Genomic DNA, 23,756 nt, shown 5'->3' with positions numbered 1-23,756 from the left:
ACACGACAGCCTGACTGCGAGCGGAGAATGCAGGGGCGACACCGCAGGCGGCAGCGCAGATAAACAGCGATGACGGTCTGGACGGTTCTCCCGCGAATATTGAGCGGGAGAACGACGGGAAGAACGGCATGAAGCAATAAATCACTGCGACCGGGCGAAGATGGAGGCGTAGCGAACCCTTGCATTTGCAGCGTTCGGGCTAAAGTGAAGGCACGGCGGGGAACTTCTTTAAGCAACAGAGAGTTAAAAAAATGGGCAAAGCAAAAACTTGAAAGTACACTCAATAAAGCAATAATACTGTATATAAATACAGTCCTGAGGTGCCTATGTTTGAATTATTGCGTGTCGATTGCGAGCCAGAAATTATCCCCATCCCTCTTTATAGCGAGAGGTGTCCGGCGGGGTTCCCGTCCCCGGCCCAGGACTATGTCGAAGCCGAACTTGACCTCAACGATTACTGTATATCCCGGCCCAGTTCGACATATTTTGTGCGAGCTATTGGTAATTCCATGACTGATATAGGGCTACATTCTGGCGATCTGATGATCGTTGATAAAGCCGAAAAGGCACACCACGGCGATATCGTTATTGCTGAGATTGAAGGTGAATTTACTGTCAAGCGATTACTGTTGAAACCGAGGCCAGGGTTGCAGGCAATGAATCCAGCCTACCCTACTCTGTGGCCAGAACCTGAGCAGCTACAAATTTTCGGTGTTGTAACTGCCTTTGTACACAAAACCCGGGGACATGACTAATGTTCGCCCTCGCAGATGTGAACAGCTTCTATGCGAGTTGTGAGAAAGTCTTTCGTCCTGACTTGCGTGATAAACCAGTGGTCGTTCTTAGCAATAACGATGGTTGTGTAATAGCCAGATCGAAGGAAGCGAAGCGGCTTGGGATCAAAATGGGGATCCCCTGGTTCCAGCTGAAGGCAATGCAGTTCCCGGAGAAAATTATTACGTTTTCCAGCAATTATGAGCTTTACGCGAGTCTGAGCAACCGGGTCATGGCACATCTGGAAGAACTGGCGCCCCGCGTTGAGCAGTATAGTATCGACGAGATGTTCCTGGACATTCGCGGCATCGATGGCTGTACCGACTTTGAAGATTTCGGACGGCAGCTGCGCGAGCATGTCCTCATCGGAACCGGACTGACAATTGGCGTCGGGATGGGCCCAACAAAAACTCTAGCAAAATCAGCGCAATGGGCTTCTAAGGAGTGGCCTCAATTCGGGGGCGTACTGGCCCTTACCACTGGCAACCTCCGTAGGACGGAGAAACTGCTCTCATTGCAGCCAGTGGAGGAAATCTGGGGGGTTGGTCGACGCATAGGCAAAAAGCTGAATACATACGGCGTGACGACTGCGCTACAGCTGGCGCGCATGAATCCTTCCTTTATACGCAAGAACTTTACCGTGGTGCTAGAGCGAACCGTACGCGAGCTGAACGGTGAGGCCTGTATATCTCTCGAAGAGGCACCACCCGCGAAGCAGCAGATTGTCTGCAGCCGATCATTCGGGGAGCGCATCACGACTTACGAAGCGTTGCGGCAGGCTATCTGCCAGTACGCCGAACGCGCTGCTGAAAAATTGCGGGGAGAGCATCAGTTCTGCCGGCACATATCGGTCTTTATCAAAACCTCCCCTTTCGCAGTCAACGAAGCGTATTACGGCAACGTGGCCAGTGAAAAGCTTCTCGTGCCTACCCGTGACACCCGGGACATCATTAATGCCTCAGTAAAGGCCCTGGACCGTATCTGGCTCGACGGGCATCGATATGCAAAGGCTGGCGTAATGCTGAATGATTTCACCCCTACGGGAGTAGCACAGTTAAATCTTTTCGATGACGTTAAGCCGCAGGAACGAAGCGAGGATCTAATGAAAGCCCTGGATGGTATAAACCATTCAGGGCTCGGGAAGGTATGGTTTGCTGGCCGCGGAATTGCACCAGAATGGCAAATGAAAAGAGAGATGCTTTCTCCGGCATACACGACCAGGTGGTCCGATATCCCCAAAGCCTCAATTTGAGTATCAGAAGAGGTCTTTCATTTTGACCCGGGCCTCTTCCAGTCGGCGCTGCTCATCATCTTCAGCAATTTCAGGCTTGATTGCAGAATCAAATTTACCCGCGCCCAGTACAGCAAGCACATCACGGATATTGGCCTGGGATGGCTTCCATCCCGTTGTCTGACTGATTAAACCTACCAGGCTATCAGCCGTGAAACTCTTATCCAACAACTGTGCTAGTAAGCCAGGAAGCCGCGGGTCGAGGTGGTGAAGTGCTAAGCCGGAGATAAGTGCCCTCCTATATAAATCCCCTCTATCGTTCCGTGGGACAGAATCAATAATGTCTAAAGACACATTATCCGCCACCTGGTCCGGATGAAGATAAACCGTTAACTTCTTCCGTTCATCGCTCACAGTCTTATTCCCCTTTAAATGCAGCGATGGCTTCAACGAGTGATGTTTGCGGCGAATCCATCATGACAACCTTCGAGCCCAGATGATGCCATGCAGCTTTAACAGCATCCTCGATCAGAGGGGCACCGCCACCAACAATATAAACCCGGTTAACGTCCTTGAATCCTGCCAGCTCATCGACAACCTGGGCACCCAGTGTAGCGATCGCGCTATCGATGGTATCCAATACCAGTGCTGTCTTGCTTTCATCGTTAATAACCTGACGGACGAAGTCAGCGTTTGTACGCTGTTTGATAAGTTCATCGGCGACCATAGCGCTCGTGTTGCTGGATGCCATTTTTAACGCCGTGAGTGCAGCCTTCGTTACCAGCGATACGCCGATATCAGAGTTTCCGTGTATCGCGCTGACAGAGTCGAACTGTCCAACGATAACGCCAACGTCGAGAGTTGTACCACCGAGGTCAATCACCAGAGACTTTTCGAACTGCCCTACATTGTCTTTCACCAGACGTTCAAATACGGCAGGCAAGGATTCTGGCATGACTTCGACGTGCTCGATGGTAAACACCTCGCCTTTGTTCAACTTGACTGGACGCATCAGGTTGTCGATTTTCCTCTGAATATTCAGCTCATTCTTCTGACAATCCCTCGTGTAGAACTCGCTGATAGGCAAGGTCACAGTCAGTGAGACAGGCTGAGGTTTCAGACCGCTGTTCAGAAGTGCATGATGAACCGCCAGAACGTTTACATCGGTATACTGATACTCAATATGAGTAGTAAGAATGGATTCATTACTGACTTCGTCATAGGTGTATTTTTTACCATCAAGCTCATAGTTGAAGGTCTGACGTACGCCCATCCCTTCCACCTTCCAACCCTGACGAAAAGAGTTAGATGACAATGACTTATAAAGTTTTTTATTGTTGAGCCATGCAAGTTTTACAGTTGTAGAACCATCATCACAATACACTTTCATCCTGAACCCCTTGATACTCAAATTGAGAAAAATGATTGAGCTTAAGTGCCTAAGCACTCAGATTGAGTATTAAATCATAAATATGAAATATTAAAACACAAGTAATATTTATGATTTATTAAAAAATAATTCATACATCATACTTCACATTTCATATTTTTGATTACAGTTGTTGACTATAACTACGTATGTGACAAAATAAATCATACTTCACACATCATATTTATGAGGCAGAAATGATTACTGTCGTAGGTGGAAACAAAGGCGGTTCAGGTAAAACTACAACGGCATCAAACTTAGCAATAGCTCTAGCCCATGAGGGCCAAGACGTATGCCTGTTAAATGGAGACTTACAACGGACTGCCGCTAAGCACCATGCTGAGCGTGAAGCATCGGGGATAGAGCCAACTTTCACGCTCATCGAAAAATTCGATAATCTGACACAAACCCTTCGAGCATTAGACGAAAAATATGATCATGTAATAGTGGATGTGGCAGGCAGAAACTCAAGAGAGTTCATTACTAGTGGAGTGGTCGCACATCAGATCATTGCACCATTACAATGCTCACAGCCCGACCTTGATACATTGACGGAACTTGCTCAGCAGATTGAAGCTATGCGTGATCTCAACCCTGAACTGAAGGTCTATTGCTTACAAAGCATGGCCACAACAAACCCAGTGCTTAGAGGAAATGAGCGGAAGGAGTTTCTGGAATACCTTGAAGAGTTTCCAACTATTGAAACGCTGCAAACAGTAATCTGTTTCCGCAAGGTCTATCGAGATTGCATGAGCAATGGAACTGGTGTCGTAGAAACGAATAATGAAGCGGCTAAAGCAGAAATTATGCAGTTAATGAAAGAGGTATTCGGATAATGGTTAAAAAGCCGAGCCAGCAAGCGACAAGCAGAACAGGTGTCACAGCAGAACAAGCTGAAGCCCTCGCGCAGCGCCTTGCCGATAAACCCTACGGAGCACCAGAAAAACCGGAACCTGAAAAACAGTGCCGCACGACAATCTCATTAGGGGAGTCTATGTTAGTGAAGGTCGAAGATATAGCACTGCGGAACAAGCGTAACGGGAAAGATCCTAAAAACGTCAGTGCAATAGTCAGAGAAGCCCTTGAACTTTACTTTCAGAAAACTGGCGAGTAAGAACGATATTACATCATAAGTATGATGTGTGAAGTATGACTTAGGCCGCATTAGCGGCCTTTCCAATATCATGCAGATCCTCATAGCTTACTGAGAAGTTAAATGGTTCCTTTGAGTAATGCCACAGCTTCAGTCTCCGGCATCTGGAACTGCACGCGGTGACGCGCCGCCACATCGAGCGCAAACACCTTCGTATACACCTCCGTCGAGCTGATGCTCTTATGCCCCATTAAACTCTGAAGCACCTTGAGAGGAATACCGGCATATAGCATGTGCATGGCATAGCTGTGACGGAATGTGTGCGGTGTCACCGGCACGGAGAACGTCACCCCGTCAGCCGCTGCTGCTTCAACCGCTTCGCTGAGCCAGGTGCGGACCGTCCGGTCGGTAATTTCCCAGATGCGCGCCTTCTCGGTTCTGCCGCCTCGCTTGTTACGTCGTTCAAGAGGTATTTTAAGCGTGGCCACCATCATCTCCAGCTGGCTGACATAGCTCGCATCGGAAAGCGGTACCAGCCGGTGAGCCTGACTGCCGGCGGGTGCCCGGCCTGCCGTTCTGGCGGCTTTTTCAGTCCTTTGTTTGAGTGTGGCCAGCTGCACGAAAGGGTAGGGTGGCACCAGGGAAAAATCACTCCGGGTCAGCGCCAGCGCCTCGTTAATGCGCGCACCAGTGTTCCAGAGGGTGGCCAGCAACATCTTGCGGTGTAGATCAGGCACATAGTGGAGCAGGGCGCTCACTTCCGGCGCCAGCAAATATTTCGGCAGTTCGTCCTGAACGAGGGCCATCTGGCGCAGTGCCAGTGCGGCAGGATAGTCGATGGCCACCGGCAGCTGTGCGGCAGAAAAGGAAACGCCCTGGCCTGGGATTGCCGGCATCATTGCTTGTTGTCCCTGCCGGACAGGTATTGCTCAGTAAGTCGTGCCAGTGCTTTCTGCGCGTAATCCTCGCCCGCGAGCACACTGATTTCTCCCCGGCGTTCCATCTCGGCGCCGATGGCGCTCATGGTCGTCATCACAGGCAGTATCCGGCGCAGCAGCAGGGCGTGCCCGCATGCGGAACGGATGCGATCGGCAAATTCATCCTCATCGCGGGAATAAGCCCCGGGCTCCGGCCGTACCCTGCCGTCCTTTTCTGACTGCAACTGCTGGCACAGTTTCAGTAAGGCGATGACGTCATCGGCGCCCTCGTTTGCATGTGGAGTTTTCAGATAATCTGTTTTCATTGATTTTCCTTTATTCCTCATTATCGCCTTCAACGGCGTGAGGACATTTCCTCTTGTCATCACGCAGCTGATTCACAATTCTGAACGTCGCCAGAGACTGAGCCATCAGCACCGCATGCGCATGTCGCCGCTTTCTTTCAAGACGCCACTCCTTCCAGAGCACATTCTGCGCCGACCAGGGAGAAGCATCGAGGCGAGTATCAGGTAAGCCTGCGAACTGTCGCAAACGGCGCGACTGGATGATGGCTTTGAGGCCGAGGCGGGTGTACTGGTACTGCCGTGCCTCAAAAAATTCGTCGTAATCAGGAGGGTAAGCTTCAGCAGCGGCGATGGCGCGATCGGCCTCTCCCTGAATAACCGGCAATTCCCGGATGTGGTACATCAGCTTCGCCGGTAAAACCCGCCAGTCGCCTGTGACTGCGGAGTAACTGAGATTCGGAACAGTGGTTTCCGGTACGGTAATCCTGTCCTGATTTAAGTAGCCATGATCGGTTGCGACCCCGGCGCAGGCTTCGGCAAATTGCTCAAGCAAAAAAACCAGCTCTGTGGCTATAAATAGTCGTTCACTGGCCAGCCTGGTTTCTGCCGCTCTTTCCTCGCGCTTACGGGTGTAATGATGCGTGAGACTGACACCGCCCAGAGCTGCACCAATGGATGAAACCGCCGTGATGATCTGCGGCCACAGGCTGGCGCTGTCCTTCACCACCTTCACGCCCTCAGTTGCAATAAACCAGTCAGCCATATTTGTTCCCTTACTGAAAAATTCCGCCGGTCATACTGACGCCGCGGTACCACGGAACGACTCAAAGGCCCGCATGGCGTCCGCCCTGGAGGGCAGCTCGATGCAGTCCCCGCGCTGCGGGTCTATCTCTTCGTCAGTGGCCTCGTTATACCGCATGCGCAGCCGCCATCCCGTCACGGGAGGCGCGTTCTGTATGGCCAGCACCATCCCTTCCGGCGACAGCAGCTCACGGAGGGTGTAGCAGGCGCCGATCCGGGTCGAGTCCCGCAGCCACATCACGGGATACTCACTGGCCAGCTGGTCGTACACACATTCCGGCGTATGGAAGTAATTCCCGTCCGCCCTGCATAAATCACACATAACACTTCCTTTACTGAGAAATACCGCCTTCTATTTCTTTTGATTAGCTGCAGCAGCTTTTACGATGGCGTTTATCGCCTTTTCTATCGAAAACGGTCTCAGCTCACCGTTGCTCAGCTGGACCTTGTAGCAGGGATGCGATACCCAGCGGCCATTGGTAAAACGAGGTTCATTCTGAACCGTGAAATGTTTAATCAGGCGGCCGTTCAGTTCCCATCCCGGACAACTGTCGCAATAGAGGGTGAACAGTTCTTTCAGCTCCTCAAAATAGTCACCTTCTGAAATGATACCTGCAGCCTTCACATCTGTACGTTGATTCATGTAGTGGCTGACAGCTGCAGTTTTGGATTCATATTCCTTCTGACCAATCTTCACCGGTACTGAACGTCCCATCCTGATCTCCTTTCTGGTTTGCTGGCAAATAGTCACTCAGAGTAATTATGACGCGCAGCACAACCCACTGCGCACAACCCTGAGTCTGTCACCCGGATGATTTTTCCCTGCTGTCATCATTTTCAGGCTGATAATAAGCAGACATATAACCACGCCGTTAAATTACCGGAGAGCCGTTTCCGGCAGATCCGGTTTTATGGCGTATCACAACTTTCCGGAAGTGTACCACGGTCAGGGAATAAACAAAGCGGCAATATCGGCCGCCGGGCAGCAGGTCACGATCAGGGGGCGGAATACAACATATAGCGTCATCGTCAGCTGAAAAGGACACTACATGTTGTGTGGCGGGGCCGGTGAACAGCCAGTGACGATCAGCAGATCCGGAACATGCTTTTTTCGGATCTCAGTGGAGAAAACTGAAAGAAAACCAAAATGCACACATCAATTAAAATATCAATACCAAAAACAACGAATAGCACTTTTTGTATTCACGGATAGCACTAATTGCTAAAACGGGGTATATTTGCGTCATCGGCTGCTTCAGGTGGCCTCATGACCATCTTTAAGGAGAATATTGTGGACACAAGTCTGATTGGACCGATCCTTACGGCGCTGCTTGCCGCTGCGGGGTTCTACTGTAAGTTTTGGTTTACGCGTTATCAGGCCTCCCGTGATCAGGCCCAGAAAGTCAGCCGGACGATCGAGGATGTCCTGAGCAATATGGCCGCGCTGTTCGGACAGAAGAAACCTGCCCGGATACTGAGAGAGGAATTTTCCGCTGTTATTGCGCCGCTTCATCAGGAAATGCGCAGCCTTGACGATATGACGTCCCGTCTGCCGCTGAAATGGCTGCAGCGCGAACAGCGCCACGTTCTTTATCATGCCCGATGGCTGCAGCGGTATCTGGATTCGCGCAGGGGCGGCAGTGACGGGGACTTTTTCCTGCTATTGCACGATGTGGCGATGGGGACCGATTATCAGGTTGCTGACATTCTGGCATCGCAGCATGACTGTAAGCGGCGTCGTGGATCACAGCTGCCGGTTAACCTGAAAACCTGCCCCTGAGAGGGGGCAGTTGAAAGCAGATAACTATCCGGCATCAGTCGGGTGATCCCGACACCACATATGGCATGCGTCTGGCTTCATCAAAGTCCCGCAGCTCCTGCGCCTGCCTCATGATCTCTGCGCTTGGTACCGGGAGTTTACCCAGGAGTTCCTTAAATCGACTGGCAACCGACTGGATTGACACGCTGTTGGTCCTGGCTGTTTTCAGATTGGTATAAACAAGGCGGGAAAGTGGCTTTGTCAGCGCCTTGTCTTCCATGAATCGCTTGAATGTCCAGAGATAAATATCTACCAGCTCCAGACCTGCACTCTTGGTACCGGACTGGAATACAAGTGGTTCAGCCGGCATATTTTTCATGTTCATAACAGGTAACCCGGGGCCCAGTTCCCAGGGCATCTCCCGTATCTGGTAGTAAAACTCGTTAAGTTCACGCTGGGTGGTGTTGAACTGTGACTGCTGGTCAACAATGATACTGGCCTTTCTTTCTGGTGCCCCCAGGCGGGAACAGATCCCGTGCAATACGGACTGAAAGCCAATCATATTGGGCATAATCCGCAGCCTTTCCTTGTTGGTTTTACAGTTATAGCCCAGCTGTTCAAAATTGGCTGACGCCCAGTTCAGGGCATCGGTGATCAGCTGCTTCGACCGGTGGTCCAGCGCGCTGGCTGCCATCCTGCTGATCAGTTCATCACTGACGGTACAAAAAAGTTCCGACGCCCGCTCATCATGCGCCTCCAGCCTTGCCGTCCATGCGTTTGAAGCAAGTTCATCATCAAACAGGCTGGCCAGATTCAGCAGCAGGGGGTAGCGCAGAGGGGTCCAGTATGCAGACCAGGGAACGGCCGGATTCATTCCCTGATCAAATACCTGGTCGAAGAACGAAATAATGGCATGATCGCGCTTTACTACCTGCCAGATGTCAAACCGTATCCGGTGCTTTTTCTGCAGAACCAGCAGCGTATCTACAAGGTCAGAAAGGCGGTGCAAGCCCAGTTCCGCAGCGTGCAGGCGCTGCACGCCAAGCGTTTTGCGTAATACGGCAAGATCCGCTTCAGCAACCTTATCCAGATTAGCATCAGACGACAGCACTCCGTAGGAGAGGACTGGCTGGGTTTTGTCAAAAAGGTTTCGGCCAGTCTGGCCTGTTTCATCCACATAAAAGTGCATTCAGAGATCCTTTACCAGGCAGGAGGAAGGGAAACGGCATAATCAGGGTCAATGTAAAACCTTTCTGCAGCCAGCTGCAAGTGATCCGCTTAAGGCTTTAATGACCTCAATACTGGGTTCACGGCAATGAACAAACGGGCCGGATCACAGACCCGTTTTTTAGGGATTACATCTGCCCGGGCTGCAGAAACTCGATTCTGGCAATGGCCGACCTCGACACAGATTTCCCGTCACAGTCTATGCCGAAAGTTGCGTTTCCGTCCGGCGGGAGGTCACGGACTGATGTATAGGCATATGACAGAGCCGTTTCAAGAACCCCTTTTTCATAAACAATATCCGCCTCGAACCAGACAATACAGGGATGAAGCACGCTCAGATAATGCGGTGTAAGATCGTGGCCGTATTTCTTCTGGTAGGCCTTACAGACATCCTCTACCAGCTCCGGCAGCCAGAGGTAATCATGCAGTCCATTTTCACTGGCGTTAAAATGTAATTCCCGGACTAAATGGCCAAAAGGCCCCCAGTGGATTTTATCGCCGGTTCTGAGCTGAAACATCTCATCCGGGACGCCCCCCGGAACATCCCATTCCTTCAGGTGTGTACGGACCATCTCATTCGGGGCCAGGTCGAGCAGCATTTTCATGGCGAGGGATTCTGACTGATTTAGCGCCAGTAACCCCGCCGGAAAAGTATTACCGGCGAAAGTCCGGGTGCCATGAAACCACAGAGCCCGGGTGAATGGTCCCGGTTCGCCCAGTTCCGCACAGACGTACTCTCTCAGATACTGAGGTGCATCAACCAACTGGCGAGGATTAAGCTCGTAGATACTTTCAAGATCGAGCGAAAGCAGCACTTTTTTCAGCTTTTCAGGGGGACAGCCAAACCCGGCAGATAATGTATGCAACGCCTGAGTTCGTGAGGAGCAATCGAGAATCAACATGGTGTAAATCCCTTACAAATCCAATATGTTAACAGCGGGGGCTCGACGGCGGGCCATATTGTCGAGCAGCAGGGTCGCATAATATTTCAGAAAGGGTAAAAGCTCCGGAGCGCTGAAGCTGGCGTAGACTTCTCCATCTCCCTGAGATTCCCTGAAAACAATCCAGTCTACAAGGTGTGCATCGCTGGCTGACTCTACCTGGACGCAGAAATGAGCAACTGAATTCCGCATCTTATGGATCAACTCCCGCAGGTTCATTTCCGGTCCGGGCAGCTGTGACTCATGTAATCCCATTTCAGCTTTACGTTGCCGCGTTAAACGGTCGGCAGGCAGGAAAGAAAGCGCCCTCTCTTTCGGTAACACGATAAGACCCAGAAGGCAATTCAGGGTCAACGTGTAGTTGTACTGCTCCCTGAAGGGTTTGCCCAGCTCCTCAATCATTTCGTTATATTGATCGATAAGCGCCAGTGTTCGCTGAACAAAATCGGTCTCAAAATCTGAATAATTTCCCATTTAACCCTCCCGTTCCGGTTCGAGGATCCACTATATCATCCGGCCAGCCTGACGGCTCAGGTACGGCATTTCCTACTAAGCATCTTTTCGGATCTGCACGGCGGGAAACACGCAAAGGATATGATAAATAAACCACGCGCATAAAATCATACCGAGTGTGATATTCATCATTATTAGTAACATTATATCTGATATGATATTTACATAATGAGTGGCAAATCATTTGAGATATGATTTTTCACTCAACCGACATTATCAGACGGAGCGTGCAGAATGGATCAGGAAACGACGTTTTCACTCAGCTATGAGCTGCTGACGCAAAAGGCAGAGGAAGAAATCAGGAAATGCGACCTTCGCCTGGACGGCCCGTACTACGTCCAGGAGCTGAACAGGGCCTCAGACATTCTCCGGTTCTGGTTTATCCTCGCAATGAGCGGGTACCCGGGCGTGCCGGACATGGAGCGTATTGACGCTGACAGACTGCGCCTTGAGGGGCTGATCCATGCTCTCAGGGAGATCCGGGCGTGACGGAGAAAAAAAACCGTCGCCCGTCACCGCTTCAGCGGCGGGTGCTGATTGTGCTGGCCGCCCTCGATGCGAAACGTCCGGGACCGGTGGCGACAAAGGATATTGAGCGGGTGCTGGAGCAGGCCGGGGACGCCCCGGTGTACGGGCCGAACCTGCGCGCCTCCTGCCGGCGCATGGAAGCCGCGGGCTGGCTGCATACCCTTCGTGCCCCGAACATGCAGCTGGCCGTTGAGCTGACGGACGCCGGCCGGGCGCTGGCCGCCCCGCTTCTCGCTGACGAACAGGCGCGCGTCCTGGCGGAGCAGCGCGCGACAACGGTCCGGGTTCTGCCCCTGAACCCGCCCGGCCAGGCGGACGAGGCTCACGACCGGCCGGTGGCGCTGGACGGCATCTGGCACCTGGCGTGCCGGGGCGACTACGTTATCCGCCTCGACGGGACCACCTGTCTCCAGCTGTGGAACACGGCCGGGCAGGTGACGCGTCTGACGGGCGATCCCCTTCAGGTGGCGCAGTGGCTCCAGGCCTGCCACGATGCGGGTATTGCGGTCCGGATGCAAATCAATGAGAGCACCACGCCGGAGGCGGGCACGCAGAATGGTACCGCGCCGGAAGACCTGACCGGCACCTGGTACCGCCAGCTGGACGCCGCACTTCAGGCACAGGGGATCACCGGACTGACTGAGGATATTCGCCTGGCCGTGGTCAGGCCTGAAGTATCCCTGCGGCCACTGCCGGCACCGGCACGCCTGCTGCGCGTTCTGCGCGACAGTCCGGAGGCGTTCCCGCTCGCGGCTGCCGGCTGTGAGGATGACACGCAGGCCGCGCTGGCCGACCAGCTGGCGCGCGCAGGGTTCACGGGCGAACAGGCGCAGGAGCTCCTGTGGCACCGCATCCGCTGGCCGCAGATGAGTCAGGAAGACGCTGACCGGCGCGAGCTGAACAGCCTGCTGGACGAACTGGAACAGCGCCAGCTGTACTGCAACCGCGAACCGCTGACGGAGATTGTGTTTTCGCCGGTCCGTAAACCCGGCGAGCGCTGGACTGACCGTCTGCAGTGGCTCCTGATGACGGACGGATTCGGGTTCCGGAGTCCGCTCTCCCGTGACGCAGGCTCCAGGGCGCTGACGATCCTGGCCGGTTACACGGGGCAGGAGGTGGCGGACCATCTGGCCACGGTTATCGTCTGGAACGACGACAGCGCGGGGATGCCGTCATGAGCACAGGCAACGTCAATCTCATCGTCACCTGCACGCGCCGCAAAACCATAACAGCCGGTCAAACCGTCTTTCCATATGAACACGACGCCGGAAATGCTTATGAAGTCTGGCTGGAAAGGCTGGCCAGGGCGCGGAACGACGGCGCTGCCATAACAGCAGGTGAACTGTATACGGGCCAGCACTGGAGCAGGGCAGCAGCAGCAGCGGCGCGTAACGGTGCTGAGATGTGGGTGATTTCAGCGGGTCTGGGGCTGCTGCACGTATCAGACCCGGTGGTCCCTTATGAGGCAACGTTCTCCTCGATGCCGTTCAGTCACAGCAGACTGTGGGAAAGCCTGACAGCTTGCCCGCCTGCTGAACGACGGTATGCTTCCCTGAGGACGCTGATGCAGGCGAGGCCTGACGATCGGTTTGTGGTGGCCGCCTCTCCGGTGTACCTGCGTGCCGTCGATTCAGATCTGTCTGCAGGAAGGGAGGCGCTCTGTACCCCGGAACAGCTTGTTGTGGTGACGTCAAAAGGTTACCAGGGAATCCTGAAGGGCAGCGTCATTTATACCAGTGCAGACATGATAAATGCGCTCAACACGAATATGACTGGCCTCAATATCAGCTATGCCACTCAGTTACTTGTTAACGGCGTATGTAAATAAGCATCCAGGCAAGACGTAAGACAAACACTCACGACTTATTTTTGGTATACGTAGCTGAGAAACGATATCATAAGATATCAGGGAAATATTGCGTGCTCTGCTTCCCGATAGACTGACCACAATCTAAATAACCATAAATATGTAAATGTAAGGTGCCATTATAAAATGGATTTAGTTTTAGATAATCATACTAAAAGCTATGCAGTACAAAATTACCGGCAAGACATAGACGGTCTCCGCGCTGTCGCTGTCCTGCTTGTTATATTATTCCATGCAGGATTATCGTACTTCCCTTCGGGCTTTATTGGTGTTGATATATTTTTCACCATATCAGGATTCCTGATTACCGGAAAAGTCATCAGTGAAATTGAAAGAGGAACATTCTCACTAACTAATTTTATAAAAGGCAGATTATGGCGATTGCAGCCTGCACTGCTGGTGACAATTCTCGGCGCCATCATTGTAGCGACATACTGCTACATTCCTGACGATTACACCGCATTCGCAAAAAGTGCCAAATACACCACTCTTTTCTTATCAAACCAGTATTTTGATAAGCTTAGTGCAGCATACGCATCTCCTGACTCTGATTACTTCCTGCTTTTGCATACATGGTCTTTGGCAATTGAATGGCAGTGGTATTTTTTCTTTGCGCTTTTCGCGACCATTTTGACACTACTTGCCAGTAAATTTAAAAGAAAATTTGCGTATAAACCGTTCCTTTATGGCTGGTTGTTACTTACCTTAACTGCAACAATAATTGTTATTCTTATCAGCCTGTACTCGTCCAGACAGCATTACTACTCATTAAATATGCGCGCTTTTGAGTTTCTGATTGGTGGAAGCGTAGCTTTATTAAAGGACAGAATTCAGATAACCAACAGATGGATAACTAATCCTCTGGCAGTAGTAGCTATCGCTGTACTTATCTGTACTTCAGGTTTAAGCATACCAGTTGAGGCATATCCAAATAGCTGGACACTGCTTGTTTGCCTTGCCTCAGCAATATTACTGATAAACCAGAACACATTCGTAAATCGAACCTTACAATTAGCACCGATAAACTACACAGGTAAAATTTCTTATTCTCTGTACCTCTGGCACTGGCCCATATTTGCAGCGTTCAATTATCTTGAGATCACTCTGTCCGGCAAGACACTGTGCATTGCGCTGGTGATAACTGCAGCACTGGCAGTGCTTACCTATCACGGTATTGAAGAGCGCTTCCGCCGGGTTAAGCTGTCATTTGCAAAGAGTATGATCCTGCTTGTATTGCTCCCCCTTACGGTCTGCACGGGCCTTTACACATTAACCGTGAAAACGAATGGTTTGCCACAGCGCTTCAGCGATGAATACAATCACTCGTTACAGCTGTTGAATTCCGCTTCCGAGAATGCCGCATCGAGGGATGGCTGCCTTAGTGGAAGCCAGGACCTTACGGACTGTCAGTTCGGCGACCATGAAGGTTCGAAGAAAGCCTTTCTGATTGGCGATTCAAATGCTAACCATTTCTGGGGGTTTTATGATGTCTTGGCTAAGAATGCTGGCATAAAAATGTACTCCCTCACCACGTCTTCGTGCCTGGCATTACCGGGAATTTATCAGTATGACTGGTGGAAATATAAAGGCGTCAAATATGAAGAATGTCATGATAACGCTGAGAAATATTATGATTATATAAAATCAAATCACTATGACTATGTTATTTTAGGGCATGTGTGGTCAAATTATTTTTCTGCCCAGTTAATCACTAAAGATGAGGATGAGCGAAGTGAGGCACTCTCAGCCAGTCGATACGAAATGGCGTTACGTACAGCCATACGTACTATCATAGATTCTGGTTCAAAGCCAATAATCATGTTCACCATTGCGAACATGCCACGCAACTATCAAAACTGTATAAATCAGCATGTTATTCATCGACGCCCATTTGACATCAATGAATGTGATATGCAAAACCCGGCAAATACCAACGGGGAAAAAGTCACGCAACTGATGAGTAAAATGAAGGCTGAGTTCCCAACGCTGACCTTTATTGATCCTAAATCAATACAGTGCATTAGTGGTAAATGCATTACAAATATTGATGGCGTAACTGTCTATCGTGACGTGGGACATCTTACCGACTATGCTTCCTATAAATTCGGTCAGCTGTACCTAAATGAATTTGGTAATCCATTAAAGTGAATATGGTGTACTTATAATATCTGATGGTAACTTAAAGGGCACATTGTGCCCTTTTTAACGCACCAGTCCTTCTCTATAAGACACATCCACTATTCACGTCATCGCGATATACTTTGCCGTCTCAAAATGAGACACTCAATGTATAAAAAAACCAGAGATATAGACATGTTTCGGACACTGTACATAATTAGTTTGCTCATCGTGACTTATCCGGTAAGTGCGGATATTAACGGCAGGATTGTTCGTGTGCTCGACGGGGATACCGTTGAGATTCTTGGTGAGGGGAACCAGCTGAAGCGTGTTCGTCTTGCCGGTATCGATGCGCCTGAAAAGAACCAACCCTTTGGCCAGCGTTCCAGACAGAAACTCTCATCGATGGTGACACAGCGCATCGTTACCGTCACTGGCGAGGATGAGGATCGTTACGGCCGGCTGCTTGATTCCTGACACGCAGATGGCTCGCGATACAACATCATTCATTCGTGATACTGAATCGGATTTACTCTTCAACCATTCCAGCAGGGTTTATTACTGGGCAGCCCTGGCTGCTCAGAAACGGGAAATACATGTCGATCATGAACTTCTCTATGTTGGATGTATGTTCCATGATATAGGTTTAACTCATGAGCACTGCAGCTGTGATAAACGTTTCGAAGTGGATGGCGCGAATGCAGCTCGTGATTTTATGAAAAGCTATGGTGTAACAAAGGAAGATATTGATAAAGTGTGGACTGCAATTGCCTTGCACACCACGCCTAGTATACCAGAATTTATGGCCCCAGAAATCGCTTTTTTAACGACCGGGGTTGAGATGGATGTTTTAGGTATTGGTTATGATACATACAGTGATGAGGAGAGAACTGCCGTTGTAAACCAACATCCCCGCACTGAAAACTTCAAGGAGGACATAATTCAGGCCTTTTATGATGGCATTAAGCATCGGCCAGAAACCACATTTGGGAACGTGAAAGCAGATGTCCTTAAGGACAAAGACCCAAGCTTTACACCATTCAATTTCTGTAAAATCATTCGCCAGTCACACTGGAAAGGCTGATTTTTACGTCTTAACCGCCCGGGAACGTTAGTTATTTTCCGGGGGGTTAAGAACTGATTTGCTCCATTCATAGAACGAGCGAACCGAAGGTGGAAGATATCGGTTCTGCGGGTATACCAATGACAAAGGTAAGTCGTAGGAATACTCATTTAAGCAGGGTATAAGAGATCCATTTTTTATAAATGGAATAACCAGATAGCTTGCTACCCGGATTAATCCAATTCCGGCAATACCAGCCTGAATGTAGGCATCAGTGTCATCAACAACGAAATTCTCCTTCATGCGAATCACTCTGTCTTCGCCATCCAGCGAAAATAACCAGTCAGTGGTACGCCCGGTTCTGTGGTTCAGAAATCCAACGGCTCCGTGTCTATCCAGATCGTTCAGGCTCTCAGGTTTGCCATGCGCCTCTATATATTTTGGAGAGGCCATAACAGCCCATTGAAATTTTGCGAGCGGACGGGCCACCAGGGAAGTCGAATCCTCGATCCGACCCGTTCTGATCACACAGTCATACCCTTCCTGGACCAGATCCTCAATGTTATCACTTGAGCAGAGGATCATATCCAGTTCGGGATAAAGATCCAAAAATTCATATATTTTCGGAATAAAGCTATATCTTGCGAGGGTCTGGGGCATGCCAACTTTAAACCGGCCTTTCGGCTGTCCCGCTCTGCCTGGAAATGAAGATTCTATTGTAGCGATATCCGCCAGAATTCTTTTGCATTCTTCGTAGTATCTTCTGCCGTCGGCTGTGACACTGAGTTTTCGGGTGGTACGTTGCAGAAGTTGAAGCCCGAGATAGGTTTCCATTTCTTTTATAACACGTGAAACCGTTGATCGTGGTAAGCCCAGTATTTCTGATGCCCTTGCGAAACTATGCGTATCCACCACATGCACAAAGACCTGCATTGAATTCAGTTTATCCATAGTTATTCCCGGATCGTTAAGCAATTGTACCATTTCAGCTAACAGTCTAACCCGTATTCATATACTTATCGAAACACCTAATCAACAGTAAAATTCCTGTACGTTTAGTAGACAAGCCTCCTGAAGGGGGAAGGAATTAAAATGCAAGTTAAAGATTTCAATACAGCTGAGAGAGTATTGGTGCTGGGAGCGGGACAACTGGGAGACGCTATGCTGAGCGCACTGGTGCCGGCTGTAGAAAAACTCAATGGTTCAGTTACGGTGATCGTTTCTCCCGGCTCATGGGATGAGCAAGGAAAACTCCGGTCGGAAGCGCATAAAAAGCATACAGCTGCAGGTGCGAAATTTATTTCAATGGATGTGGCAGGAGCCACAGCTGAATCATTACAGGAAACCTTCAAATGGTATGACACCATTATAAACTGTATGGGCTTCGTCGCGGGTTCTGGCACGCAACTCAAAATTACAAAGGCTGTCCTGGCAGCAAAAGTGAAACGTTACTTTCCATGGCAGTTCGGTGTTAACTATGATGTCGTGGGTAAAGGAAGCGGCCAACCGGTATGGGATGAGCAGTATGATGTCAGGACCCTGCTGCGCCAACAAAATTCAACGGAATGGGTTATCGTTTCCACGGGCATGTTTACCAGTTTTCTGTTTGAACCTGAGTTTAATGTGGTCAACCTGGCGGCGAAAACAATTAATGCTCTGGGAGGCTGGGATACACAGGTTACAGTTACAACACCTGCAGATATTGGCCGCCTGACGACCGCTATCTATTTGCATCAGCCCCGTATAAAGAATGAAGTTGTATTTATTGCAGGTGAAACAATTTCCTACGGTAAGCTTGCTGAGACAGTCGAAAGGATGACAGAACAAACGTTTACCAAAAACGTATTTGCCCTTCCTGCATTACTGGACGAGCTTCATGCTGACCCAGACAATCAAATGCTTCGTTACCGTACTGCGTTTGCACGGGGAACAGGGGTCTGGTGGCCAATGACTGAAACGTTTAATGTCAAAAATAATATCAAAACAGAAAGTGTTGAAGACTGGTTAAAAGCGGCTCTTTAATATCATAAACAGAGAGAACATAAATGATGAAAACATTAATTTCTGTGCTGTGTATTTTTTTAATATTACCATTTACCGTATCCGCAAAAACAATAACAGCTACTGGCGATTCACTGGAGAATGCAGAAAGCAAAATCCGACAACTCACTAAAGAAGAAGGCGGAGAGTCTTATAAAATAATAGAGGCAAGAATGGGAAATAAAACACATATCACAGCAGTAATCATGCCGTAGAGAAAAAGGAGGAGCATTATGCTCCTCCTGTTATATGGAGTTACTTATTTCTCTCAGAAGCTGTTTTACCGGCAACACCCCAGTTGTCCATATCCACTTCTTCGATAACGATATGAGTTAATTCAGGTTTTTTACCTAATACTCTCTGTAGAGTATCAGTAATTTCCTCAATCACTTTCGCTTTTTGTTCAGGAGTATTTCCTTCGCGTGTGATTCTTACGCTGACGAACGGCATAGCTACCTCGTATCTACTTGAACATTATTACCAATGGCCAGCTGACTGACCGCCATCGACGTGTAATATTTCACCTGTGATAAACTGAGATTTTTCAAGAAAAATTACCGCATCTACAATATCCTGGATCTCCCCCATCCGACGAACTAAGCAGCCTGGCGGCTGCAAATCGAAGTGTGGCAGAATATGACATCCCAGAGTCTTATTGCAGCAGAGTACTCCCATGCCACATTCCCCAGCATCAGTTCGCTCACACCAAAATGGTTAAACAGGCTCTGAAGGCCGTAGCCCGTCAGAATAACTTTTCATATCCATCTGTTTTTGCTGACTTTGTCTCCGGCAATAATCCTTCCTGTACCCAGTGTGTCTGGGAAAATTTTTACCGCCTTTTCCCTGAGTCCCCGTGGCACTATGTGTCGTTTTGCCACTCCTGTCGCCATTTCGATTTGTATGCCACCGAAGCGGAGATGCTGGCGGATGACCCTCACCGCTTCTGACGGTTTTCTGCCCCGTCCGCTCAAAAGACTGTTCACGGCCAACCAGTGCTGGACCTCCTTCCTTGACGCCGGTGGACTGCGCGATATTGAAGTTGAAGCCGTCACCAAAATGCTCGCCTGTGGTACCCGCATTACCGGCGTTAAGGAATATGGCTGCGATAATCCCGGCTGTCCGCATGTAAAATATATCACCAATGCCTGCCACAGCAGGGCCTGTCCGTCCTGCGGGAAAAAGGCCACTGACCTGTGGATTGCCGCCCAGCTTAACCGCCTGCCGGACTGTGACTGGATACACCTGGTCTTCACTCTTCCCGATACGCTCTGGCCCCTTTTTGAGGTCAACCGCTGGCTGCTCAACGACCTCTGCCGTCTGGCGGTCGATAACCTGCTGTACGCCGCCGGTAAACGGGCGCTGGATATCGGCATTTTCTGCGCGATCCACACTTACGGTCGTCGTCTCAACTGGCATCCCCATGTTCACGTCTCCGTCACCTGCGGCGGCATTGATGCGCACGGCAAATGGAAAAAAATCAGCTTCCGGAAGGACGCCATGCGCGCCCGCTGGATGTGGAATATCCGGCAGCTGTTGCTGGGCGTCTGGTATGAAGGCGTTGTGCTGCCGCCTTCCCTGAGTCACATCACCACCGAATCACAGTGGCGCAGCCTGATACTGACCGCCGGCGGCGACTACTGGCATGTGTACATGTCAAAAAAGACGGCGAGGGGTAAAAACACCGTGAAATATCTGGGCCGTTACCTGAAGAAGCCGCCGATAGCGGGCTCCCGGCTGGCGCACTACGCTGGCGGTGCCACACTGAGCTTCCGCTATCACGACCACAATACAGGTGAGCAGGCCACGGAGACGCTGACGCAGCGTGAAATCGTGGCACGTCTGAAACAGCACATCCCGGAGAAGTTCTTCCGCATGGTGAGGTATTTTGGCTTTCTGGCCAACCGGGTGTGCGGGGAAAAACTGCCGCAGGTATACAGCGCGCTGGGGATGGATAAACCGGAGCCGGTGTCAAAGGTGTGTTACGCACAGATGAGCAAACAGTTCCTGCGGCGTGACCCGTTTGAATGTGTGCTGTGTGGCGGGCAAATGGTTTACCGTCGCGCAGTAGCGGGTCTGAATGTACAGGGGCTGAAAATCCACGCGCGGGACATCAGTCTGATGAGGTACATCCCGGCCTGACACAGGGAAGGTCTGCCTTGCGCACACTGGCTGCCTGAAAAATGGCCTGAAAAAGCACAAATCATCACCAGCCTGCGGAGCGCAGACTGTTCCTGCAGCACACGAATCGGATAATGGTTAAATTTCAACTACTTCATTCCAGCGCAAAAATGGTTTCAATTTCCTATACGTGAACCTCTGTGATGGCATTAAAGAAAAATTCCCCGGGTGTCAAATCCGGACGGGCATCGGTTCCTTCTTCTGCCACCGCGAGCAGGAAATCACTCTGCAAAGGGCGGACCATAGCGCGAATTAAATCCGGCAAAGCCTGGACCGGCAGAGAAGACGCAACCGACAGCAGATGTTCAAAATTATTCTTAGCCGTGGTGAGCCTGCTGTACTTTCTGTTCCCTTTCCAGAACACAATTCTTCTCCCGGTATTCACTCAGCCAGCTATGCCAGTCGTCAGATCCGTACTCGATTTTGTCAATAATAGCCACTGCACTGGTATCAAATATCACGGTAGTTGTACCGTGAAGATAGCTGTCCGTAAATATACCTTCCCAGTCATAAACGCCCTGGATACCACAATTCAGGTAAAGGCGGATCATTTCATCTGAATCTACATGCCTGTCACCCACATAAAGCATACTCCCTTTGTAAGTGCTGTATTGAGGCTCGCGCAGGGCATGCCAGTCCCAGCCTTTACTGAGTTGGCTACTGATGCTGACTGGAAGTCCATCTCTCAGACGTGCCGCGATATCGGGCTGCTCTGCGAGCGGCAACCGGTGATTAGCGATAATCGCCCCGGTGTTCAGTTCACACCGGCAAACCAGTGGCAGTCCGGGATTTCTGTTTTTGAATAACGCATGATTGCTGGCTCCTTTAAAATTATCCGTAAACCAGCAGGCAGCGATGTTTCCGGACTCACCAGTTCCTTTGTATGCCACATCAAACTTATCAAAACGCTGTCTGGTTCCGTGAAAAAGCTGCATTGCCGGCACCTTCAGTCAGACCTTATTGAGTAGGAGGATCACATTGTTCTTAAATGTAGGAGCAGTATGCCGCCTGGCTACATGGAGGCGCCAGCGAATGTTAACTATTAAAATGAAGGCCAGTGGCGCCGTAGCCCGGCAAAGCCGGTAACGCAGCTACCAGATTCTGGTGTGAAAATGCCGAGCAGCGCGCAGGCATTCAATAAATGCGCCGAAGGCGCATGAAGGCGCCCTCTGTCGCTGAATACTGCACCTCCGTAAATGGCGCCGTAGCCCGGCGCAGCCGGTATCAGTTCTGATAGGTTCCACCAATCCATCTCTTCGCCCTGCTAAGCCATAACCCGCAGACAGGCGGCACAGGAAATGATGTGCGCCGTCGGAGTGGTCACGACAAGGCTTCGCCGCAGTCGGGGCGTATCTCCGCGTTAGCGGGCCGTTAGGACCGCTTACGGGCGTGTTGCACAGGGTCTGCCGCAGGTGTGAATTAAAGCGGCTCGGGTTCTAGTTACAACATCCATCATTAAAAGCGATGTTGTTCCGGGCCTTCGGCCCGGGCGGCGGCGCTTTTCAGTGGTGGGTTTTTTGTGGGGAGCTGAGGATCCTAGGAGTAAGTGGTCGACTGTTGCTGTTGTAACGTTCTGCACCCTGCCCGCCATTTTTGGCGGGTGCTAACTCTAGGCGCAAAGCGCCTGAACCGAACCGGCGCGGACTTTGTCCGCTGCAAGGGCGGGCGTTATACACATGTCCACAGGACAGGTGGCGAATAGGTTTTATTTTTAAATGTAAGTAATGACTGAAGTTTAAAAGATAGGAGATCAGAAGTTTAAAAGGATCATCGCGGTTTGTAGAAATTCCTTATTGTGGTTTAAAAAGCATCCATCCAGTAGCTTATCACTTTAGCCTCTTGTGGTTTATGTGGATAACTGGATGAAAACCTAAAAGCGGTGAAATATTGGGCGTTCGGTCACAGAAATATGCGGGCAACAAAAGAAGAATTTTGGTTAAGTTTATTAAACTCGGCATCAGCAGGACATGTTTGTCATTCAGGTCCCCGACGGGGGCCTGAAACAGGGGCTGAAGAAGGTGAACACGGCAATAAAAGCCGAAAAGTGGGCAGGCGTAAACCGATGCCAGGGCACCAGATTCAAAAAGGCAGCGTATTAGCTGGCGTTAGGTTGTGACCAGCAACGCATCACCAAGTCGTGCGTAATGGCCACGCGAAAGCTTCATTCGCTCCGAGACACGGCGTTCTATCTCTGCCCGAACCGCATCAAGATTACCGAAGAAGCGGCCTTTCCTGATTTCTTTTTGGATTTGCTGACGAACCAGCAGCTCGATCTCTTTGCGCGTTCGCGGAGCGTCCTTACGCGCCCTGTGACGTTTCATGCCGTGTTCATAGCGTGACTTGTGGTACTGACGGAAGCGTTCACGAACGAATGACCAGGCCGCACTGATAAGTTCATCAGCACCGGCGCGAGGAAGCCCTTTCTTCTCACGCTGCTTATTTTCCCACTCAATACGGCTGCGGCGCGCAGCAGCAACGGCTTCTTCAGACACCCCAAGCACCTGCCACATCAACGGTGTGAAAGTGATGTCTGTGGGGATATTACAGCCAATTTCTTTATCGTATTCGGTGTTATAGGTAATGAGGTTCAGCTGAGCGAGAAACTTCAGGGCACCTGTCAGACGGGTGATCGACAGACGTTTTTTTTCTGTGGCCAGTCCGCAGCGAATGCTCATGGTAGTGAGCGATGAACCAACGCGATTAGCAAGGGGATTAAAATAGTGACACATTGCCTGTACGGATGCTTCCAGTGCCCGTATGCGTAACACTGGCGGGCGCCTTTTGCGCTCACCACGGGCGATCAGCATAGCAACCAGTGCCTGGAACTCTGCACGCTCAGTGAAGCCAACAGCTTTCTCGCGAATTTTTTCACAGAACGGAAGGGTTTTCTTTCCCTTTTCAGGAATGAAAACTGGATTCGGATTTTTTACCTGACGGTAAAGTGTAGTGGTTTCGGAATTCTGCTTACTCAC

30 protein-coding genes are annotated in these 23,756 nt (G+C 50.4%); 15 read left to right on the top strand and 15 right to left on the bottom strand.

Translation table 11 applies throughout. The features are described from left to right. Nucleotides 1-326: 326 nt before the first annotated feature. The gene (gene umuD / locus AAIE04_RS23355) at nucleotides 327-755 is read left to right on the top strand and encodes a translesion error-prone DNA polymerase V autoproteolytic subunit (protein ID WP_045891864.1); all 429 of its coding nucleotides are present in this window, start codon (nucleotides 327-329) and stop codon (nucleotides 753-755) included. Next, nucleotides 755-2,026: a Y-family DNA polymerase gene (locus AAIE04_RS23350; RefSeq protein ID WP_498577752.1), complete on the top strand. Its 1,272-nt coding sequence runs from the start codon at nucleotides 755-757 to the stop codon at nucleotides 2,024-2,026. The genes umuD and AAIE04_RS23350 overlap by 1 nt, the downstream gene beginning before the upstream one ends. A 3-nt stretch (nucleotides 2,027-2,029) precedes the next feature. On the opposite strand, the gene AAIE04_RS23345 is transcribed toward AAIE04_RS23350, so the two are convergent. Together AAIE04_RS23345 and parM are read right to left on the bottom strand one after the other, a co-directional pair. Next, nucleotides 2,030-2,419: a plasmid partitioning/stability family protein gene (locus tag AAIE04_RS23345; protein ID WP_498577751.1), complete on the bottom strand. Its 390-nt coding sequence runs from the start codon at nucleotides 2,417-2,419 to the stop codon at nucleotides 2,030-2,032. 4 nt (nucleotides 2,420-2,423) lie between these two features. Further along, nucleotides 2,424-3,395 (bottom strand): plasmid segregation protein ParM domain-containing protein, encoded by a 972-nt coding sequence (gene parM / locus AAIE04_RS23340; protein ID WP_049221677.1) that lies wholly within the window; start codon nucleotides 3,393-3,395, stop codon nucleotides 2,424-2,426. A gap of 236 nt (nucleotides 3,396-3,631) precedes the next feature. Between parM and AAIE04_RS23335 the strand changes: the two genes are divergently transcribed. Further along, nucleotides 3,632-4,270 (top strand): AAA family ATPase, encoded by a 639-nt coding sequence (locus AAIE04_RS23335; protein WP_047345412.1) that lies wholly within the window; start codon nucleotides 3,632-3,634, stop codon nucleotides 4,268-4,270. After that, complete coding sequence (locus AAIE04_RS23330; protein ID WP_022650037.1) at nucleotides 4,270-4,548, top strand: ribbon-helix-helix domain-containing protein; 279 nt, start codon at nucleotides 4,270-4,272, stop codon at nucleotides 4,546-4,548. The genes AAIE04_RS23335 and AAIE04_RS23330 overlap by 1 nt, the downstream gene beginning before the upstream one ends. A 98-nt stretch (nucleotides 4,549-4,646) precedes the next feature. Here AAIE04_RS23330 and AAIE04_RS23325 read toward each other — a convergent pair whose 3' ends face one another. Genes AAIE04_RS23325 through AAIE04_RS23305 form a run of 5 tightly spaced genes read right to left on the bottom strand, consistent with a single transcriptional unit; the run spans nucleotide 4,647 to nucleotide 7,265 of the window. Beyond that, the gene (locus AAIE04_RS23325) at nucleotides 4,647-5,426 is read right to left on the bottom strand and encodes a site-specific integrase (protein WP_498577750.1); all 780 of its coding nucleotides are present in this window, start codon (nucleotides 5,424-5,426) and stop codon (nucleotides 4,647-4,649) included. Then, nucleotides 5,423-5,770: a hypothetical protein gene (locus AAIE04_RS23320; protein WP_063155946.1), complete on the bottom strand. Its 348-nt coding sequence runs from the start codon at nucleotides 5,768-5,770 to the stop codon at nucleotides 5,423-5,425. Before AAIE04_RS23320 ends, AAIE04_RS23325 begins: the two co-directional genes overlap by 4 nt. Nucleotides 5,771-5,780: 10 nt before the next feature. Further along, the gene (locus AAIE04_RS23315; protein ID WP_063155945.1) at nucleotides 5,781-6,512 is read right to left on the bottom strand and encodes a hypothetical protein; all 732 of its coding nucleotides are present in this window, start codon (nucleotides 6,510-6,512) and stop codon (nucleotides 5,781-5,783) included. Between the two features lie 30 nt (nucleotides 6,513-6,542). Then, entirely contained in the window at nucleotides 6,543-6,872 is a 330-nt protein-coding gene (locus tag AAIE04_RS23310; protein ID WP_498577749.1) for a hypothetical protein, read from the bottom strand. A 30-nt stretch (nucleotides 6,873-6,902) separates the two neighbouring features. Next, nucleotides 6,903-7,265: a hypothetical protein gene (locus tag AAIE04_RS23305; RefSeq protein WP_049279083.1), complete on the bottom strand. Its 363-nt coding sequence runs from the start codon at nucleotides 7,263-7,265 to the stop codon at nucleotides 6,903-6,905. 552 nt (nucleotides 7,266-7,817) lie between these two features. On the opposite strand from AAIE04_RS23305, the gene AAIE04_RS23300 reads away from it, so the two are divergent. Continuing rightward, complete coding sequence (locus AAIE04_RS23300) at nucleotides 7,818-8,330, top strand: hypothetical protein (RefSeq protein WP_498577748.1); 513 nt, start codon at nucleotides 7,818-7,820, stop codon at nucleotides 8,328-8,330. 34 nt (nucleotides 8,331-8,364) lie between these two features. On the opposite strand, the gene AAIE04_RS23295 is transcribed toward AAIE04_RS23300, so the two are convergent. The 3 genes from AAIE04_RS23295 to AAIE04_RS23285 form a co-directional block, all read right to left on the bottom strand. Next, nucleotides 8,365-9,498, bottom strand: coding sequence for a DUF3800 domain-containing protein (locus tag AAIE04_RS23295; RefSeq protein WP_498577747.1), 1,134 nt, complete (start codon nucleotides 9,496-9,498; stop codon nucleotides 8,365-8,367). 166 nt (nucleotides 9,499-9,664) lie between these two features. Continuing rightward, on the bottom strand, nucleotides 9,665-10,438 hold the full coding sequence (locus AAIE04_RS23290) for a hypothetical protein (protein WP_498577746.1): 774 nt from the start codon (nucleotides 10,436-10,438) through the stop codon (nucleotides 9,665-9,667). Between the two features lie 12 nt (nucleotides 10,439-10,450). Further along, nucleotides 10,451-10,951, bottom strand: a complete 501-nt coding sequence (locus AAIE04_RS23285; protein ID WP_498577745.1) for a HEPN family nuclease — start codon at nucleotides 10,949-10,951, stop codon at nucleotides 10,451-10,453. 273 nt (nucleotides 10,952-11,224) lie between these two features. Here AAIE04_RS23285 and AAIE04_RS23280 point away from each other — a divergent pair, with 273 nt between their 5' ends. The 6 genes from AAIE04_RS23280 (at nucleotide 11,225) to AAIE04_RS23255 (ending at nucleotide 16,587) form a co-directional block, all read left to right on the top strand. Beyond that, nucleotides 11,225-11,479, top strand: a complete 255-nt coding sequence (locus tag AAIE04_RS23280) for a hypothetical protein (protein ID WP_047716072.1) — start codon at nucleotides 11,225-11,227, stop codon at nucleotides 11,477-11,479. Next, nucleotides 11,476-12,696: a hypothetical protein gene (locus AAIE04_RS23275; protein WP_498577744.1), complete on the top strand. Its 1,221-nt coding sequence runs from the start codon at nucleotides 11,476-11,478 to the stop codon at nucleotides 12,694-12,696. Before AAIE04_RS23280 ends, AAIE04_RS23275 begins: the two co-directional genes overlap by 4 nt. Then, a complete protein-coding gene (locus tag AAIE04_RS23270) occupies nucleotides 12,693-13,346 on the top strand; it encodes a DUF6884 domain-containing protein (RefSeq protein WP_498577743.1) in 654 nt (217 codons plus the stop codon). Before AAIE04_RS23275 ends, AAIE04_RS23270 begins: the two co-directional genes overlap by 4 nt. A gap of 165 nt (nucleotides 13,347-13,511) precedes the next feature. Then, complete coding sequence (locus tag AAIE04_RS23265) at nucleotides 13,512-15,533, top strand: acyltransferase family protein (RefSeq protein WP_498577742.1); 2,022 nt, start codon at nucleotides 13,512-13,514, stop codon at nucleotides 15,531-15,533. A gap of 138 nt (nucleotides 15,534-15,671) precedes the next feature. Continuing rightward, nucleotides 15,672-15,980, top strand: coding sequence for a thermonuclease family protein (locus AAIE04_RS23260; protein ID WP_498577741.1), 309 nt, complete (start codon nucleotides 15,672-15,674; stop codon nucleotides 15,978-15,980). Continuing rightward, on the top strand, nucleotides 15,946-16,587 hold the full coding sequence (locus tag AAIE04_RS23255) for an HD domain-containing protein (RefSeq protein WP_490299823.1): 642 nt from the start codon (nucleotides 15,946-15,948) through the stop codon (nucleotides 16,585-16,587). The genes AAIE04_RS23260 and AAIE04_RS23255 overlap by 35 nt, the downstream gene beginning before the upstream one ends. A gap of 27 nt (nucleotides 16,588-16,614) precedes the next feature. On the opposite strand, the gene AAIE04_RS23250 is transcribed toward AAIE04_RS23255, so the two are convergent. Next, entirely contained in the window at nucleotides 16,615-17,517 is a 903-nt protein-coding gene (locus tag AAIE04_RS23250; protein WP_414670352.1) for a LysR family transcriptional regulator, read from the bottom strand. Between the two features lie 141 nt (nucleotides 17,518-17,658). On the opposite strand from AAIE04_RS23250, the gene AAIE04_RS23245 reads away from it, so the two are divergent. Then, nucleotides 17,659-18,588, top strand: coding sequence for an aromatic alcohol reductase (locus tag AAIE04_RS23245; RefSeq protein WP_498577740.1), 930 nt, complete (start codon nucleotides 17,659-17,661; stop codon nucleotides 18,586-18,588). Nucleotides 18,589-18,614: 26 nt separating this feature from the next. Further along, nucleotides 18,615-18,821, top strand: coding sequence for a YdgH/BhsA/McbA-like domain containing protein (locus tag AAIE04_RS23240; RefSeq protein ID WP_498577777.1), 207 nt, complete (start codon nucleotides 18,615-18,617; stop codon nucleotides 18,819-18,821). A gap of 40 nt (nucleotides 18,822-18,861) precedes the next feature. On the opposite strand, the gene AAIE04_RS23235 is transcribed toward AAIE04_RS23240, so the two are convergent. Beyond that, nucleotides 18,862-19,056 (bottom strand): tautomerase family protein, encoded by a 195-nt coding sequence (locus tag AAIE04_RS23235; protein WP_114647790.1) that lies wholly within the window; start codon nucleotides 19,054-19,056, stop codon nucleotides 18,862-18,864. Nucleotides 19,057-19,316: 260 nt separating this feature from the next. On the opposite strand from AAIE04_RS23235, the gene AAIE04_RS23230 reads away from it, so the two are divergent. Together AAIE04_RS23230 and AAIE04_RS23225 are read left to right on the top strand one after the other, a co-directional pair. After that, entirely contained in the window at nucleotides 19,317-19,553 is a 237-nt protein-coding gene (locus AAIE04_RS23230; RefSeq protein ID WP_498577776.1) for a hypothetical protein, read from the top strand. Next, entirely contained in the window at nucleotides 19,534-20,745 is a 1,212-nt protein-coding gene (locus tag AAIE04_RS23225) for an IS91 family transposase (protein ID WP_498577739.1), read from the top strand. The genes AAIE04_RS23230 and AAIE04_RS23225 overlap by 20 nt, the downstream gene beginning before the upstream one ends. A 356-nt stretch (nucleotides 20,746-21,101) precedes the next feature. On the opposite strand, the gene AAIE04_RS23220 is transcribed toward AAIE04_RS23225, so the two are convergent. The 3 genes from AAIE04_RS23220 to repA all read right to left on the bottom strand — a co-directional run. After that, nucleotides 21,102-21,719, bottom strand: coding sequence for a hypothetical protein (locus AAIE04_RS23220; RefSeq protein ID WP_022650047.1), 618 nt, complete (start codon nucleotides 21,717-21,719; stop codon nucleotides 21,102-21,104). 107 nt (nucleotides 21,720-21,826) lie between these two features. Continuing rightward, the gene (locus tag AAIE04_RS23215) at nucleotides 21,827-22,036 is read right to left on the bottom strand and encodes a hypothetical protein (protein ID WP_498577738.1); all 210 of its coding nucleotides are present in this window, start codon (nucleotides 22,034-22,036) and stop codon (nucleotides 21,827-21,829) included. An 853-nt stretch (nucleotides 22,037-22,889) separates the two neighbouring features. Beyond that, a partial coding sequence (gene repA / locus AAIE04_RS23210) for a plasmid replication initiator RepA (RefSeq protein ID WP_498577737.1) occupies nucleotides 22,890-23,756 on the bottom strand: 867 nt, incomplete at its 5' end.

Source organism: Serratia sp. Ae19-1, from assembly GCF_059801225.1.
The sequence above is the reverse complement of the archived record's forward strand: the minus strand, read 5'-3'. Positions and strand labels throughout refer to the sequence as shown.